This window comes from Delftia sp. DLF01, from assembly GCF_014852125.1.
Taxonomy (GTDB): Bacteria; Pseudomonadota; Gammaproteobacteria; order Burkholderiales; family Burkholderiaceae_C; genus Comamonas; species Comamonas acidovorans.
In genome coordinates this window covers 327,598-344,055 of the sequence record NZ_JACVAZ010000003.1, presented here as the reverse complement: position 1 = coordinate 344,055, position 16,458 = coordinate 327,598, and the positions used below count along the sequence as shown (strand labels likewise).

The 16,458-nt window shown below is 67.1% G+C and carries 11 protein-coding genes; 8 read left to right on the top strand and 3 right to left on the bottom strand.

Annotated features, from left to right (window positions below; translation table 11 throughout):
- Nucleotides 1-99: 99 nt before the first annotated feature.
- Nucleotides 100-2,304: an ATP-dependent DNA helicase gene (locus IB269_RS16850; protein WP_192367753.1), complete on the top strand. Its 2,205-nt coding sequence runs from the start codon at nucleotides 100-102 to the stop codon at nucleotides 2,302-2,304.
- On the opposite strand, the gene IB269_RS16845 is transcribed toward IB269_RS16850, so the two are convergent.
- Nucleotides 2,267-3,058: an outer membrane protein assembly factor BamD gene (locus IB269_RS16845; RefSeq protein WP_012205336.1), complete on the bottom strand. Its 792-nt coding sequence runs from the start codon at nucleotides 3,056-3,058 to the stop codon at nucleotides 2,267-2,269. The genes IB269_RS16850 and IB269_RS16845 overlap by 38 nt on opposite strands.
- A gap of 212 nt (nucleotides 3,059-3,270) precedes the next feature.
- On the opposite strand from IB269_RS16845, the gene dnaE reads away from it, so the two are divergent.
- From dnaE to sbcB, 5 genes are all read left to right on the top strand, one after another.
- A complete protein-coding gene (gene dnaE / locus IB269_RS16840) occupies nucleotides 3,271-6,804 on the top strand; it encodes a DNA polymerase III subunit alpha (RefSeq protein WP_043820947.1) in 3,534 nt (1,177 codons plus the stop codon).
- A 133-nt stretch (nucleotides 6,805-6,937) separates the two neighbouring features.
- Complete coding sequence (gene clpS, locus IB269_RS16835; protein WP_012205338.1) at nucleotides 6,938-7,315, top strand: ATP-dependent Clp protease adapter ClpS; 378 nt, start codon at nucleotides 6,938-6,940, stop codon at nucleotides 7,313-7,315.
- A 63-nt stretch (nucleotides 7,316-7,378) separates the two neighbouring features.
- Nucleotides 7,379-9,715: an ATP-dependent Clp protease ATP-binding subunit ClpA gene (clpA, locus tag IB269_RS16830; protein WP_097202510.1), complete on the top strand. Its 2,337-nt coding sequence runs from the start codon at nucleotides 7,379-7,381 to the stop codon at nucleotides 9,713-9,715.
- Between the two features lie 83 nt (nucleotides 9,716-9,798).
- Nucleotides 9,799-11,253 (top strand): cardiolipin synthase, encoded by a 1,455-nt coding sequence (gene cls, locus IB269_RS16825; protein WP_012205340.1) that lies wholly within the window; start codon nucleotides 9,799-9,801, stop codon nucleotides 11,251-11,253.
- A 37-nt stretch (nucleotides 11,254-11,290) separates the two neighbouring features.
- A complete protein-coding gene (gene sbcB / locus IB269_RS16820; protein ID WP_192367752.1) occupies nucleotides 11,291-12,730 on the top strand; it encodes an exodeoxyribonuclease I in 1,440 nt (479 codons plus the stop codon).
- A gap of 143 nt (nucleotides 12,731-12,873) precedes the next feature.
- Here sbcB and IB269_RS16815 read toward each other — a convergent pair whose 3' ends face one another.
- Nucleotides 12,874-14,103 (bottom strand): nucleoside recognition domain-containing protein, encoded by a 1,230-nt coding sequence (locus tag IB269_RS16815; protein ID WP_063326291.1) that lies wholly within the window; start codon nucleotides 14,101-14,103, stop codon nucleotides 12,874-12,876.
- A 148-nt stretch (nucleotides 14,104-14,251) separates the two neighbouring features.
- Between IB269_RS16815 and IB269_RS16810 the strand changes: the two genes are divergently transcribed.
- Nucleotides 14,252-14,647 (top strand): VOC family protein, encoded by a 396-nt coding sequence (locus tag IB269_RS16810; RefSeq protein ID WP_013802649.1) that lies wholly within the window; start codon nucleotides 14,252-14,254, stop codon nucleotides 14,645-14,647.
- Nucleotides 14,648-14,666: 19 nt separating this feature from the next.
- Here the strand turns inward: IB269_RS16810 and tam are convergent, their stop codons facing one another.
- Nucleotides 14,667-15,440 carry a trans-aconitate 2-methyltransferase gene (gene tam, locus IB269_RS16805; protein ID WP_174549407.1) on the bottom strand — a complete coding sequence of 258 codons (774 nt, stop codon included), beginning with the start codon at nucleotides 15,438-15,440 and terminating at the stop codon, nucleotides 14,667-14,669.
- A gap of 107 nt (nucleotides 15,441-15,547) precedes the next feature.
- Between tam and IB269_RS16800 the strand changes: the two genes are divergently transcribed.
- Nucleotides 15,548-16,456 carry a LysR family transcriptional regulator gene (locus IB269_RS16800; RefSeq protein ID WP_192367751.1) on the top strand — a complete coding sequence of 303 codons (909 nt, stop codon included), beginning with the start codon at nucleotides 15,548-15,550 and terminating at the stop codon, nucleotides 16,454-16,456.
- The last annotated feature ends 2 nt before the right edge of the window (nucleotides 16,457-16,458 follow it).

Below are 16,458 nucleotides of genomic sequence, written 5' to 3'. Positions count from 1 at the left end.
GCACACCAATGTCATGGCGCATATTATCGGAGCACCGTCCCCGGCGCTGGCCCGCCGCACCCCGGCGGCGCTCTCTTTTTCAACAAACGGACCCGCCCTTTGCATTCCCTGACCGCTGCCGTGCAGGCGGCCTTCGCGCCGCAAGGCCTGCTGTCGCGCGCCGAGGCGCTGTTCCTGCCGCGTGAGGGGCAGACCCGCATGGCCCTGGCCGTGGCCCAGGCCATCGAGCAGCGCCAGACCCTGGTGGTCGAGGCCGGCACGGGCGTGGGCAAGACCTATGCCTACCTGGTGCCGGCCCTGCTCAGCGGCCAGCGCGTGCTGGTGTCCACGGCCACGCGCGCGCTGCAGGATCAGCTGTATGCCCGCGATCTGCCGCGCCTCGTTGCCGCGCTGGGCATGCCGCTGCGTATGGCGCGCCTCAAGGGCCGCAGCGCCTACCTGTGCATGGAGCGGCTGGAGCGTGTGCGCCAGGGCCGCACGGCGCCGCAGGACCCGCAGGTGCTGCGCAGCGTGGCCCTGGTCGAGCGATGGGCACGCACCACGCGCACGGGCGACCTGGGCGAGTTGCCCGCGCTGGACGAGCGCTCGCCCGCGCTGCCCCTGGTCACTTCCACACGCGACAACTGCCTGGGTTCCGACTGCCCGCATTGGCAGGACTGCCATGTCAACGTGGCCCGCCGCGCTGCGCTGGAGGCCGATGTGGTGGTCATCAACCACCACCTGATGTTTGCCGACCTGGATGTGCGCGAGTCGGGCGTGGCCCAGTTGCTGCCCAGCGTGGGCGTGGTCGTGGTGGACGAGGCCCACCAGCTCAACGACACCGGCGTGCAGTTCGCGGGCCAGAGTCTGTCGGGCCAGCAACTGACGGGCTATGCCCGCGATGTGCTGCGCGCCGGCCAGGAACTGGCGCGCGGCATGGCCGACTGGATGCAGCTTTCGGCACGTGTGGAGCAGGCCTTGCGCGAGCTGCGACTGGCGGCAGGCAAGCCCCCGGTGGGCGGGCGCCTGCCCTGGCAGGGCGTGACGCCGCAGGGGCTGGACGCGCAGCGCTGGCGCACCGCCCTGGTCACACTGGGGCGCAGCCTGCGGGCATTGCTGGAACCGCTGGTGCAACTGCAGGTCAGCGACCCCGAACTGCGCAGGCTGTTCGAGCGCGGCAACGAGCTGCTGCGGCGCCTGGCCACCTTTGCCGCAGCCGCCGTGCAGGACACGGTGCGCTGGCTGGAGCTGGGCAGCCAGCAGATGCGCATGCTGGAGTCTCCGCTGACCATTGCGCACATCATGCGCACGCGGCTGCTGGGGTTGACGCAGGAGCAGGAGGGATCGGCAGATCAGGAGCGAGAGGATGCACAGCCCGAGCCCGAGCCCGAGCCCGAGACACAAGCACAGGAAGAAGGCGCGCCCGTGCCCGTTCCCGAAGCTGCAGGCCTGCCTCGGCAGCCATCGGGCACCGCGTGGATCTTCACCTCGGCCACGCTGGGTGACGACGAGCGCCTGAGCTGGTTCACCGAGCCCTGCGGCCTGCGCGAGGCCCAGGTGCTGCGCGTGGACAGTCCCTTTGACTATGCGCGGCAGGCAGCGCTTTACGTGCCCCGGCCCTTTGCCCAGGCCGGCAGTGCCACGCACAGCACCGAGGTGGCGCGCCTGGCGCTGGATGCTGCCCAGCGCCTGGGCGGGCGCACGCTGGTGCTGACGACCACGCTGCGGGCGCTGCACGCCATAGGCGATGCGCTGCAGCAGTCGCTGGGGCTGTTTGGTGAACTTGATGTGCTGGTCCAGGGGCAGGCGCCCAAGCTGGCCTTGATCGAGCGCTTTATTGCGGCCGGAGAAGGCAGGGAAGGCACGCAAGGCGAGGAAGGCACGGGGGCGCGCCCGGGGCGGGGCTGCATTCTCGTGGCCTCTGCCACTTTCTGGGAGGGGGTGGACCTGCCGGGCGATGCGCTGCAGCTGGTGGTCATCGACAAGCTGCCGTTTCCGCCGCCCGACGATCCGCTGGTCGAGGCGCGTTCGCGCAGTCTGGAATCCGTGGGGCGTCAGGCCTTTGCCGACTACATGCTGCCCGAGGCCGCCATGGCGCTCAAGCAGGGCGCTGGCCGCCTGATCCGGCGTGAGACGGATCGCGGCGTGCTCGTGGTCTGTGATTCCCGGTTGGCCACCATGGGTTACGGGCGGCGGCTGCGTGCCGCGCTGCCGCCCATGCGGACCCTGGTGGACGAGGCGGCCTTTGTTCAGGCCCTGCAGGCGCTGGCGCAGCCTGCGCCGCAGATCACCACAGCTTCCACCACGACTTCTGCTTTGCCGTGAGGTCCTGGTCGGACTCCTGGCCGTAGGAGGCGGTCAGTACGCGTTGCGCGTCGTCGCGCAACTGCGTCATGCCCAGGGCGTCGTATGAATTCACCAGGATCTGCATGGCCTCGCGCACGGCGGGCACGCCCTGGTAGTCCTTGACGGCCGTCTGCGCGCGCGCGATGGCGGCCACGTAGGCGCCGCGTCCGTAGTAGTAGCGGGCCACATGCACTTCGTACTGCGCCAGAGAGTTGACGATGTACTGCATGCGCAGCCGCGAATCCTCGGCGTAGCGCGACTCGGGGAAGCGCGTCACCAGTTCGCGGAAGGACTCGAACGAGTCTTTGGCGGCCTTCTGGTCACGCTCGGACAGATCCTGGCGCGACAGCCAGGAGAACATGCCCAGGTTGTCATTGAAGTTGACCAGGCCCTTCAGGTAGAGGGCGTAGTCGGTGGCGGGGCTGGCCGGATGCAGCTTCAGGAAGCGGTCCAGCGTGGCGGTGGCCTGGATCTTGTCGCCGCTCTTGTACTGGGCATAAGCCTTGTCGAGCTGGGCCTGCTGGGCCAGGGGCGTGCCGGCGGCACGGCCTTCGAGCTTCTCGAACAGCGGAACGGCCTTGTCGAACGCGCCGGAGGCGGCTTCGTCGCGGGCCTCGGTATAGATGCGGTCCGGGGTCCACTTGGCAGTAGGGTCTTGCTGCGTACTGGAGCAGGCTGTCAGAACGCCTGCGACCAGCATGGCGGGAACGATGGACAGGGGAATACGCTGCATGGTGGACGTTTCTCGGGCAATCGAAGGGCGGTGAGAGGGTTGGCGGGCAGGGAGGCGGGCCGCGCTGAGGGGCCGCACAAAGCCTGATTTTCCCGCAACCGGGCCGAAGCATTGTAACGGCCTGCGATGCCCGCCCCGCAGGCGGGGGCGGCGGCAAAGGCATGGCCGTGAACGGGCCCCGGCCTTGCGGAGCTTTCTACAATGGCGCCCATATGTTTGTCCATTTGCGCCTGCACACCGAATTCTCCGTCGTGGACGGAACCAACCGCATCAATGCCATCGTCAAGGCCGCCGCCGAGGATGGGCAGGTCGCACTGGCCGTCACAGACTTCAACAACCTGTTTGGCGGCGTCAAGTTCTACCGCGAAGGGCGGGCCAAGGGCGTCAAGCCCGTGCTGGGCGCGGAAATCCAGATCGAAGGCGAGAACGGCGCCGCCGTCTCGCGCATCATCGTGCTGGTGCAAAGCCCGCTGGGCTATCACAACCTGTCCGAACTGCTGGCCCGTGGCTGGACCCGCAACGTGGTCAAGGGCCAGGCCGTGCACACCTGGGCCTGGCTGCAGGAGCTGGGCGAGGGGCTGATCGTCCTGGCCGGTGCCCAGGCCGGCCCCGTGGGCCAGGCGCTGATGCGCGGCGACGAGGCAGGCGCAGCCGCCGTGGCCCAGCGGCTGGCAGGCATGTTCCCGCACCGCTTCTTCATCGAACTGCAGCGCGCCGGCCGCCAGGACGATGAGGCGCACGTGCTGGCGGCCGTACAACTGGCCGAGCGGCTGAACCTGCCCGTGGTGGCCACGCACCCCATCCAGTTCTTCGGCCCCGACGACTACGAGTCCCACGAAGCGCGCGTGTGCATCGCCGAGGGTGAGATCCTGGCCAACCCGAAGCGCGTGCGCCGCTTCACGCGCGACCAGCATTTCAAGACCGCCGCGCAGATGCAGGCGCTGTTCGCCGACATTCCCAGCGCCATTGCCAACACCGTGGAAATCGCGCGCCGCTGCAGCCTGACCCTGGTGCTGGGCAAGCCGCAGCTGCCCAATTTCCCCGTGCCTGACGGCATGACCATGGACGAGTTCTTCCGCAGCGAATCCTTCAACGGCCTTGAAGACCGCCTGACCCACCTGTATCCCGATCCCGCCAAGCGCGAGGCGCAGCGCCCGCGCTACGTGGAACGGCTGGAATTCGAGATCGGCACCATCCTCAAGATGGGCTTTCCGGGCTACTTCCTCATCGTGGGCGACTTCATCAAGTGGGCCAAGCTCAACGGCTGCCCCGTGGGCCCGGGCCGCGGATCGGGCGCGGGCTCGCTGGTGGCCTACGTGCTCAAGATCACGGACCTGGACCCGCTGGAGTACAACCTGCTGTTCGAGCGCTTCCTGAACCCCGAGCGCGTGTCCATGCCCGACTTCGACGTGGACTTCTGCCAGGCCAACCGCGACCGCGTCATCGACTATGTGAAGCAGCTCTACGGCCGCGACGCCGTCAGCCAGATCGCCACCTTCGGCACCATGGCCGCGCGCGCGGCCATCCGCGACGTGGGCCGCGTGCTGGACATGAGCTACACCTTCTGCGACGGCATCTCCAAGCTCATTCCCAACAAGCCGGGCCTGCACGTCACGCTCAAATACCCGCCCAATCCGAAGAAGGAGGGCGACAAGTACACCTACGCCATCGAGGCCGAGCCCATGCTGGCCGAGCGCATCGAAAAAGAAGAAGACGTCAAGACCCTGATCGAAATGGCCCAGAAGCTCGAAGGCATGACTCGCAACATCGGCATGCACGCGGGCGGCGTGGTGATCGCTCCGGGCAAGCTCGCCGACTTCTGCCCGCTGTACCAGCAGCCGGGCAGCGACTCGGCCGTGGCCATGTACGACAAGGACGATGTGGAGGCCGTGGGCCTGGTGAAGTTCGACTTTCTGGGCCTGGCCACGCTGACCATCCTGGAGATCGCGCGCGAGTTCATCATCAAGCGCCACAAGGGCCAGGAGAACTTCGCCTTCGAGAACATCCCGCTGGACGATGCGCGCACCTACCACCTGTTCTCCGAGGGCAAGACTGAAGCCGTGTTCCAGTTTGAATCGCGCGGCATGCAGGGCATGCTGCGCGACGCCAAGCCCAGCCGCCTGGAAGACCTGATCGCACTGAACGCGCTGTACCGTCCGGGTCCCATGGACCTGATCCCCAGCTTCGTCGCGCGCAAGCACGGCAAGGAAGTGGTGGAGTACCCGCACCCGCTGGTCGAGCAGGTGCTGGCCGAGACCTACGGCATCATGGTCTACCAGGAGCAGGTGATGCAGACCGCCCAGGTGCTGGGCGGCTACTCGCTGGGCGGCGCCGACCTCTTGCGCCGGGCCATGGGCAAGAAGAAGGTCGAGGAAATGGTCATGCACCGCGGGATATTCCGCGAGGGCGCGGCCAAGCAGGGCATCAGCGAGGAAAAGGCCGACGAGGTCTTCGACCTGATGGAGAAGTTCGCGGGCTACGGCTTCAACAAGTCGCACGCCGCCGCCTACTCGCTGCTGGCCTACCACACGGCCTGGCTCAAGGTGCACTACACGGCCGAGTTCTACTGCGGGAACATGACCGTGGAAATGGACAACACCGACAAGCTCAAGGTGTTGTACGAAGACGCGCTCAAGATGGGCATCAGCTTCGAGCCGCCGGATGTCAACCGCGGCATGTACCGTTTCGAGCCCGTCACCGACAAGGTCATCCGCTACGGCCTGGGCGCCATCAAGGGCACGGGCCAGCAGGCCATCGAGGCCATCGTTGCGGCGCGCGAAGGCCGCGGCGTGGGGCCGCGCGGTGCCGACAAGGGTCCTTTCAAGAGCCTGGCCGACTTCTGCGTGCGCGTGGACCGCACGCGCCTGAACAAGCGCACGCTGGAAGCCCTGATCAAGGGCGGCGCCTTCGACGCCATCGAGCTCAACCGGGCGTCGCTGGTGGCCTCCATCGACCATGCCTTCGAGTTCGGCAACAAGACGCTGGCCAACGCCAACCAGGGCGGCCTGTTCGACATGATGGGCGATGACGCCGTGGGCTCCAGCACCCAGGAGCCGCCGCTGGTCGAGGCACTGCCCTGGGGCGTGAAGGAGCGGCTGACCCAGGAAAAGACGGCGGTGGGCTTCTACCTCTCGGGCCACCTGTTCGACGAGGTCGAGAAAGAGGTGCGCCGCTTCGTGCGCACGCCCCTGGCCGAGCTGCGCGACAGCCGCGAGCCCCAGACGCTGGCCGGCATCATCAGCGACTTCCGCGCCATCAATGGCCAGCGCGGGCGGCTGGGCCTGTTCAAGATCGATGACGGCTCGGGCGTGATCGAGGCCTCGGTGGACGAGAACACGCTCAATACCTACCGCGAACTGCTCAAGGACGATGAATTCGTCGTCATCACCGGGCGCCTGCAGCTCGACCATTTCAGCGGCGGCCTGCGCATGAAGGCCCAGCAGCTGTGGAATCTGGCAGACGCGCGCTGCCGCTTTGCGCGCTACCTGCAGGTCAGCGTGGGCGAGAAGATGCCTGACGTGCTTGGCCTGCTGCGCCAGTTCCCCGCCGTGGTGGAGCAGGGCGAGCACGGCGAGCTGCAGCGCGGCATGAAAGTGCGCCTGGGGCTGGTCTGCGAGGACGAGCGCGGCTCGGCCAGCTGCGAGCTGGCGCTGGGCGATGCCAGCCGCTTCTATCCCAGCGATGCGGCCCTGGCGGCCTGGTACGCCCAGGCCGGCAGTGCCCAGGTCAAGGTGGTCTACGAATAACCCGCAAGGTGGCGCAGCGCCCGATGGCGGCGAGCAGGCACTGCTTTGGTGCGTGCTTGCCGGCCCGGGCGGGCACCGCGCTTGAATTCTTCAGGCATGCCTCGCATATCCCTTCCGGAAAACAGTGGCTCCGATGGCTAGAATGATTTTCATGGCAACCCAACCCCCTTCGATCCCTCCTGCCATCCCTACAGTGCGGCCCGTGTCCGACGATGACGGTGCCGTGGTGCTGGAGCGGCGACGCCAGCGCGTCCAGCCGCCGCAGATGTACCAGGTCGTGATGCTCAACGATGACTTCACGCCCATGGAATTCGTCATCATCGTCCTGCAGGAACTCTTCGGTAAGGACCGCGAAACGGCCACCCAGATCATGCTCAAGATCCATCTGGATGGCCGCGGCGTCTGCGGCGTGTACTCGCGCGACGTGGCGGCCACCAAGGTCGAACAGGTGCTGCAGGCGGCCCAGAAGGCAGGCCATCCGTTGCAGGCGATGTTCGAGCCTGTTGAATAAACCCGGGCCGCCCTGATTTATGGTTGCAGTCAATAATCCCCAGCAAGCGAAAAGGAGTCATCAATGATCGCCCAGGAACTGGAAGTCAGCTTGCACATGGCCTTTGTCGAAGCGCGCCAGCAGCGCCACGAGTTCATCACCGTGGAACACCTGCTGCTGGCCCTGCTGGACAACCCCAGTGCAGCGGAAGTGCTGCGCGCCTGCTCAGCCAACATCGATGACCTGCGCTCGGCCCTGTCCAACTTCATCAAGGACAACACGCCCCAGGTGGCGGGCTCCGATGAGGTGGACACACAGCCCACGCTGGGTTTCCAGCGTGTGATTCAGCGCGCCATCATGCATGTGCAATCCACCGGCAACGGCAAGAAGGAAGTCACGGGCGCCAACGTGCTCGTGGCCATCTTCGGTGAGAAGGATTCGCACGCCGTCTACTACCTGCACCAGCAGGGTGTGACGCGCCTGGACGTGGTCAATTTCATTGCCCACGGCATCAAGAAGGGCGAACCGCCCGAGCCCGCCAAGGCCGAAAACCCTGCGGAGTCCGAAGAGGGCGCCGGTGGCGAGCGCAACGAAAAGGCTTCGCCCCTGGAGCAGTTCACGCTGAACCTCAACCAGGCGGCCAAGGACGGCAAGATCGATCCGCTGATCGGGCGCGACTACGAGGTCGAGCGCACCATCCAGATCCTGTGCCGCCGCCGAAAGAACAACCCGCTGCTGGTCGGCGAGGCCGGCGTGGGCAAGACGGCGATCGCCGAAGGCCTGGCCTGGCGCATCACCGAGGGCAAGGTGCCCGAGGTGCTGACCGAGGCCGTGGTCTATTCGCTGGACATGGGCGCTCTGCTGGCGGGCACCAAGTACCGTGGTGATTTCGAGCAGCGCCTCAAGGGCGTGCTCAAGTCGCTCAAGGACCGGCCCAACGCCATCCTGTTCATCGACGAAATCCACACGCTGATCGGCGCGGGCGCCGCTTCGGGCGGCACGCTGGACGCGTCCAATCTGCTCAAGCCGGCGCTGTCCAGCGGCCAGCTCAAGTGCATCGGCGCGACCACCTTCACCGAGTACCGCGGCATCTTCGAAAAGGATGCGGCGCTGTCGCGGCGTTTCCAGAAGGTCGATGTGGTCGAGCCCACCGTGGCCGAGACCGTGGACATCCTCAAGGGCCTGAAGTCGCGCTTCGAGGAACACCACAGCGTGCAGTACGCCGCCGCCGCCCTGCAGGCTGCGGCCGAGCTGTCGGCCAAGTACATCAATGACCGCCACCTGCCCGACAAGGCCATCGACGTGATCGATGAGGCCGGTGCCGCGCAGCGCATCATTCCGGTGGAGCAGCGCAAGCAGACCATCGACAAGGCCGAGATCGAGGCCATCGTGGCCAAGATCGCGCGCATTCCGCCTGCCAACGTGTCCAACGACGACCGCAGCAAGCTGCAGACGCTGGAGCGCGACCTCAAGAGCGTGGTCTTCGGCCAGGACAAGGCGCTGGAAGCGCTGGCCTCCTCGGTCAAGATGGCGCGCTCGGGCCTGGGCAAGCCGGACAAGCCGATCGGCTCCTTCCTGTTCTCCGGCCCCACGGGCGTGGGCAAGACGGAAGCGGCCAAGCAGCTGGCCTACATCCTGGGCGTGGACCTGATCCGCTTCGACATGTCGGAGTACATGGAGCGCCATGCCGTCAGCCGCCTGATCGGCGCGCCTCCGGGCTATGTGGGCTTTGACCAGGGCGGTCTGCTGACCGAGGCCGTGACCAAGAAGCCGCATTCGGTGCTGTTGCTCGACGAAATCGAGAAGGCGCATCCGGACATCTTCAACGTGCTGCTGCAGGTCATGGACCACGGCACGCTGACGGACAACAACGGGCGCAAGGCCGATTTCCGCAACGTGATCCTCATCATGACCACGAACGCGGGCGCCGAGACCATCAACAAGGCCTCGATCGGCTTCACCAACCCGCGCCAGGCCGGCGACGAAATGGGCGACATCAAGCGCCTGTTCACGCCGGAGTTCCGCAACCGTCTGGACGCCATCGTCAGCTTCAAGCCGCTGGACGAGCAGGTCATCCTGCGCGTGGTCGACAAGTTCCTGCTGCAACTGGAGCAGCAACTGGCCGAAAAGCGCGTGGAGGTCACCTTCACCGATGCGCTGCGCAAGCACCTGGCCAGGAAGGGCTTCGATCCGCTCATGGGCGCTCGCCCCATGCAGCGCCTGATCCAGGACACCATCCGGCGCTCGCTGGCCGACGAGCTGCTTTTCGGGCAACTGGTCGACGGTGGCCGCCTGGAAGTGGACTGGGTGGCCGATGCCGACGATGCCGACAAGGGCGAAGTCAAGCTCGACATCACGCCCCAGCCCAAGCAGGACCCGGCGTCCGAGCCGGCCGAGCCCAAAGAGGCCACCGCCGACTGATGTGCATCGCCTGATGCCCATCGCGCAAGCCGACAGCCCCCCGGGCTGCCGGCTTTTTCTTTGATCCGCCCGAAGGAGTCTTTGTGGAGTGGCTTCGTCAGTACCTGACCCATGAGAATGCGCTGCTGCTGCTGTCGGTGACCTGGTCGGTCTATGTGGTGATCGTCGCGGTGTGGATCCTTCTGCAGCGCAGCGCACCCGTGGCCACGCTGAGCTGGCTTCTGTCCATGGCGGCGATTCCCGTGGGCGGGTTGGCCATTTACTACTTCTTCGGCCCGCAGCGGCTCAAGCGCCAGCGCATCAAGCGGCTGCGTGCGCGAAAGACATCTCGTGTGCGAACAGGCGTGCAGCGCCTGCGCGAGCGCATGCCGGGCAGCTCGGAGCGACTGCACCAGGTCGCGCGGCTGGTGGCGGCCACCAGCGACTTTCCCGTCAGCACGGCCGCCGACCTGCGGCTGCTGGTGGGCGGCGCTGCCACCTTCGACGCCATCATCGAGGCGGTGAATGCGGCGCGCCACCACATCCACCTGGAGTACTACATCTTCGAGCCGGACCAGACCGGCACGGCCTTGCGCGACCTGCTGATACAGCGGGCCCGCGCAGGCATACAGGTGCGCCTGCTGGTGGATGCCCTGGGTTCCAAGAAGCTGGGACGGCGCTTTCTGCAGCCGCTGGAGGATGCGGGCGCCGAGGTCGCGCTGTTCCATGGCACCAAGATCGGCCGACGGCTGCGCCCGGTCATCAACTTCCGTACCCACCGCAAGATCCTGGTGTGCGACGGCAAGGTGGGCTTCACGGGCGGCGTCAACGTGACTGACGAAGAGAACGCGCGTGTCATGCCCGATGCCTACCACGACGTGCACCTGCGCCTGGAGGGCGCCATCGTCAACTGGCTGCAGACCGTGTTCCTCGAAGACTGGGCCTATGCGCTGGAAAAGGACCCCAAGAACGAGCCCGCCGACATCGACCTGCTGCTGCCGGACGCGCCCGAGGGCCCGCTGCCCGTGCAGATCATCACCTCGGGCCCCGACAACGGCCTGCAGGCCATCTACCGCGCCCATCTTGCGGCCATCAACGCGGCCGAGGAACGTGTCTGGCTGACCACGCCGTATTTCGTGCCGACGGAGGCCGCGTTGGCAGCGCTCACCAATGCCTCGCTGCGCGGTGTCGATGTGCAGCTGCTGGTGCCGCGTCGCTCCGATTCGGCCCTGGTCACGGCGGCTGCGCGCTCCTACTACGACGAGCTGATCCGCTGCGGCGTGCGCGTCTACGAGTACAAGGCGCGCATGCTGCACTCCAAGACCCTGGTGGTGGACGACAACATCGCCATCATCGGCACGGCCAACTTCGACTACCGCAGCTTCTTCCTGAACTACGAGGTCTGCGCCATCGCCTACGGGCCTGCGCTCAACGGCGATCTGGCCAAGCAGTTCGAGGCCGATCTGGAGCAGGCCCAGCGCGTGCATTTCAAGCGCGACCTGGGCTTTGCGCTGCGCCTGTTCGACTCGGGCGCGCGGCTGTGTTCGCCCCTGCTGTGAGGGCCGGTGGCCCGTTTTTCGCAGGCATACTCGCCCGATGGCCCATACCTTCTTCTGGCACGACTACGAGACCTTCGGCGCCCAGCCGCGCTATGACCGGCCCGCGCAATTCGCGGGCATCCGCACCGATGCGGAACTCAATGAAATCGGCGAGCCCGTCATGTGGTACTGCCAGCCGGCAGGCGACTACCTGCCCGATCCGCAGTCCTGCCTGATCACCGGCATCACCCCCCAGCAATGCCTGGAGCAGGGCATGCCCGAGGCCCAGTTCGCCGCCCGCATCGAGGCAGAACTGGCCCAGGCAGGCACCGTGGGCGTGGGCTACAACACCATCCGTTTTGACGACGAGATCACGCGCTTCATGTTCTGGCGCAACCTCATCGACCCCTATGCGCGCGAATGGCAAAACGGCTGCGGGCGCTGGGACCTGCTCGACGTGGTGCGCATGGTCTATGCGCTGCGCCCCGAGGGCATTGTCTGGCCGAAAAAGGAGGATGGATCTCCGAGCTTCAAGCTCGAGGACCTGGCCCGCGCTAATGGCCTCCTGCACGAGAAGGCGCACGACGCGCTGTCCGATGTGCGCGCCACCATCGGGTTGGCGCGGCTGATCCGCAAGGTCCAGCCCAGATTGTTCGACTTCGCCTTCTCGCTGCACAAGAAGGACCGCGTGCTGCAGGAAATGGGCCTGCCGGCCGAGCCGGCGCATGCACGGCCCTTCCTGCACGTCAGCGGCATGATCCGGCCCGAGCGCGGCTGCATCGCCGTCATGTGGCCGCTGGCCACGCACCCCACCAACAAGAACGAGATCATCTGCTGGGATCTGGCGCAGGACCCGTCCGAGCTGGCCTCCATCGACGTGGAAACGCTGCGCCTGCGCCTGTTCTCGCGCGCGGCCGACCTGCCCGAGGGCGTGCAGCGCCTGCCCATCAAGAGCATTCACGTCAACAAGTCGCCCATGGTGGTCGGCAGCCTCAAGACGCTGAGCCCTGCCATGGCCGCGCAATGGGGCATCGATGTGGAGCAGTGCATGGGCCATGCGGCCATTGCACGTGACCTGCCCGACATGAGCGCGCTGTGGCGTGCCGTTCACCAGCGCCCTACGCAGGAAGGGCTGGATGCCGACCAGGACCTGTACGGCGGCTTTGTGGGCAACGAGGACCGGCGCCGCCTGAACCACCTGCGCAGCCTGTCTGCGCAGGAGCTGGCGCTGGACCGCACGGGCTTTGACGATGCGCGCTTGACCGAACTGCTGTTCCGATACCGCGCCCGCAACTTCCCCGCCAGCCTGAACCCGGCCGAGCGCCAGCGCTGGCTGCAGCACTGCGCTGCCTGCCTGATCGACGGCAAGGGCGGCGCACGCACGGCCGAGCAGATGTTTGCCATGGTCGATCAGTTATCGGAAACTGCCGACGAGCGCGGAGAGGAAATCCTGGGGGCGCTGTATGACTATGCCGAGGCGATCATGCCGGAACTTTAGTCCCCCCTGAGCCGCTGCGCGGCTTCTCCCGAGAGGTGCGACACCCTCGCGGCGGGGCGAGGCGGGGCGGGTGGCGTAGGCCCTTGCTCGGTGTTCCTCGCCTTGGGCCGCGTCGGCTTTAGGCGCAGCGCCCATTTGTGCCTTTAGCCAAAGAACTTGTAGCAGACCACGATGGCCGCCACCACGCCGGCCAGTTCGGCGATGAGGGCGCAGGGCACGGCGTGGCGGGCGCGCTGTATGCCCACGGCGCCGAAGTAGACGGCCAGGACGTAGAAAGTGGTTTCGGTGCTGCCCTGGATGGTGGCGGCCACCAGGGCGGCGAAGCTGTCCACGCCCTGGGTCTGCATGGTCTCGATCAGCATGGCGCGCGCCGCGCTGCCCGAGAAGGGTTTGACCAGGGCCGTGGGCAGGGCGTCCACGAAGCGGGCGTCCATGCCCAGGGCATCGACCACCCAGCGTATGCCCGACAGCGCGTACTCCAGCGCACCCGATGCGCGGAACACGCCCACGGCGCAGAGCATGGCTACCAGGTAGGGCAGCAGGCCCTTGGCCACGTCAAAGCCTTCCTTGGCGCCTTCGATGAAGCTGTCGTAGACCGCGACCTTGCGCCAGGCGCCCAGGGTGACGAACAGCACGATCAGGGCAAACAGCGTCAGGTTGCCCAGCAGCGATGACAGCTGCGCCAGCGCGGCCGCCGACAGCGTGGCCAGAAAGGCCATGAAGCCCGCCAGCGCCAGGCCCAGCGGCAGCAGATAGCCCAGCACCACGGGGCTCCACAGCGGCAGTCGCTGCACGGCGGCCACGGCCAGCAGGCCGACCAGGGTCGAGGCCGAGGTGGCCAGCAAGATCGGCAGAAAGACCAGGGTGGGATCGGGCGCACCCTGCTGCATGCGGTACATGAAGATGGTCACGGGCAGCAAGGTCAGCGACGACGCATTGAGCACCAGGAACAGGATCTGCGCATTGGTGGCGGTGTCGGGCCGGGGATTGAGCTCCTGCAGCGAGCGCATGGCCTTCAGTCCCATGGGCGTGGCCGCGTTGTCCAGTCCCAGCCCGTTGGCCGCGAAGTTCAGCGTGATCAGGCCCAGGGCCGGATGGCCGCGCGGCACCTCGGGCATGAGCCTGGCGAACAACGGGCCCAGCACGCGCGCCAGCCACTCCACCACGCCGGCCTTCTCTGCGATGCGCAGAAAGCCCAGCCACAGCGTCAGCGTGCCGAACAGCAGCACCATGACCTCGACCGACAGCCTGGCCATGGCAAACAGCGCCTGCACCATGGCCGAGAAAATCCCGGCCTGGCCGCCGACCAGCCATTGCGCCAGCGCAGCCACGGCCGCCACCAGAAAAAAGCCCAGCCACAAGGCATTCAGCATGGATTCCCATCCCTCACGAGGCAATTGCAAGCCGCCATTGTGGGGCCAGCCGCAGGGCTTACGGGCCAGGGCGGCAGGGCATTGACAGGGCTCCGTTATCCTCGCGGCCCCGCGGTCCGAGGACCGCACCATTGCTGCAAAGGATTCCATGCCCCAGGTGATAGGACAGGTGAGCGTCGCCGTGCGCGACTATGACGAGGCGCTGCGCTTTTATGTGGGCGCGCTGGGCTTCGTGCTGATCGAGGACACCGCCCTGTCCGAGGGCAAGCGCTGGGTCACCGTGGCCCCCGGTGGCGGCGGTGTGCGCCTGCTGCTGGCCCGCGCCACGAATGAGGAGCAGGCCGCGCGCGTGGGCAACCAGACCGGCGGGCGCGTGTTCCTGTTCCTGCAGACCGACGACTGCCTGCGCGACTTCGAGGCCTACCGCTCGCGCGGCGTGCGCTTTGTGCAGGACCCCCAGCGCAAGCCCCACGGCACCGTGGCCGTGTTCGAAGACCTCTACGGCAATCTGTGGGATCTCATCGAGCCGCATCCGGCGCGTTGAGGGCCGAAGGCGCGCTGCTTCAGCGGCTGGCCACGATGAACAGCCTGGGGAAGGGCAGCAGCACCGTGCCATCGTCCAGCGCGGGGTAGGCCTGGGAGATGGCCTGCAGATACGCTGCGTAGAAGCCGGCCTTTTGCTCCTCGTCCAGCGGCGCGACGAAGGGACGCAGCGCCGAACCCTTGAACCACTCAACCACCGCGGCATGGCCGCCCGCCAGCGGGTGGAAGTAGGTGGTGCGCCAGACATCGACGTTGCTGCAGTGCGGGCGAAGCAGGGCGTAGTAGAAGTCCGCGCTGTGCCGTGCGGGGTGGCGCACATCGCCAATCGTGGCGGCCCATGGGCCGCTGGCGGCCACTTCGCGTGCCAGCCGGTGGGCCGGTTCTTCCAGGTTGTCCGGCGTCTGCACGGCCAGGCTGCCACCGGGTGCCAGGTGGCTGACAAGGCGCGGGTAAAGCTGCTGGTGGTCGGGCAGCCACTGCAGCGAGGCATTGGCCAGGATCACGTCCTGCGGCTGGTCGGGCTGCCAGGTGGCGATGTCGGCCAGTGAGAAGGCCGTGCCCGGCAGCCGCTTGCGTGCGGCATCCAGCATGTCCTCGGAATTGTCCAGTCCCGTCACGGTGGCCTCGGGGAAGCGCTGGGCCAGGACCTCGGTGGAGTTGCCGGGGCCGCAGCCCAGGTCCACGGCCAGCCGCACGGCGCGGCCAGGCAGATCGGGAATGGCGGCCACCAGGTCGCGCACGGGGCGCGTGCGTTCCTGCTCGAACGTTGTGTACTGCTTTGCGGACCAGGTCATCGTGTTGCCTTTCAGGTAGGTGTGTTTGTGGGGCGCGAGCGTAAATCCGTCCATCCATGATTGCAAATGCCACAATTGATGTCTTCCCATACCTTGAAAGTATTGATGTGCCCGAGCTTCGCCAACTGCGCGCCTTTGTCGCCATCGCCGAGGAAGGCCACATCACCCGCGCGGCCGAGCGCCTGGGCATGCAGCAGCCGCCGCTGACGCGATTGCTGCAGGGCCTGGAACACGAATTGGGCGTGGAGCTGGTGCAGCGCCTGCCGCGCGGCGTGCGGCCCACGGCGGCGGGGCTGGCGCTGCTGGAAGAGTCCAAGGCGCTGCTGGAGCGCTGTGACGTGCTGGCCGAGGTGGTGCGCCGTGCCGCCCGGGGCGAGACGGGCCGGCTGGCCGTGGGCTTCACCAGCTCTGCCGCGCTGCATCCCTTCGTGCCCGGCGTGCTGCGCATGTTCCGCCAGCAGGTGCCCGGCGTGGCCGTGGCACTGGAGGAGTCGGGCACGGGTGAACTCATGGACGCATTGCTGCACGAGCGGCTGGACGCGGCCTTTGTGCGCTCGCCCCTGCATGGCAGCCAGGGGCTGCAGGCCGTGCCGATTCTGGAGGAGCCCATGCTGCTGGCCCTGCCGGCAGGGCATGCGCTGGCACGCCCATTGCGCCGGCCCGTGCCTTTGCCGCAGCTCGCCTCGGAGGATTTCGTGCTGTACCGGCGCAGGGTAGGGCAGGGCCTGTACGACGCCATTCTCAAGGCCTGCCTGGAGGCGGGCTTCAGCCCGCGCGTGGTGCAGGAGGCGCCGCGCATGACGGCCACGCTGAGCCTGGTCTCGGCAGGGCTGGGGCTGTCCATCGTGCCGGCCTCCATGCAGCGCCTGCGCAGCGACGGCATTGTCTACCGTGCGCTGTCCCAGTGCCCCGGGTTGGCCGCTCCCCTGCATCTGGCCACGCGCGTGGGCGATGCGTCGGCCGTGCTGCGCAGGTTCCAGGACCTGGTTGCCACGGCGGCCGTGGCGGAGTCCTGACG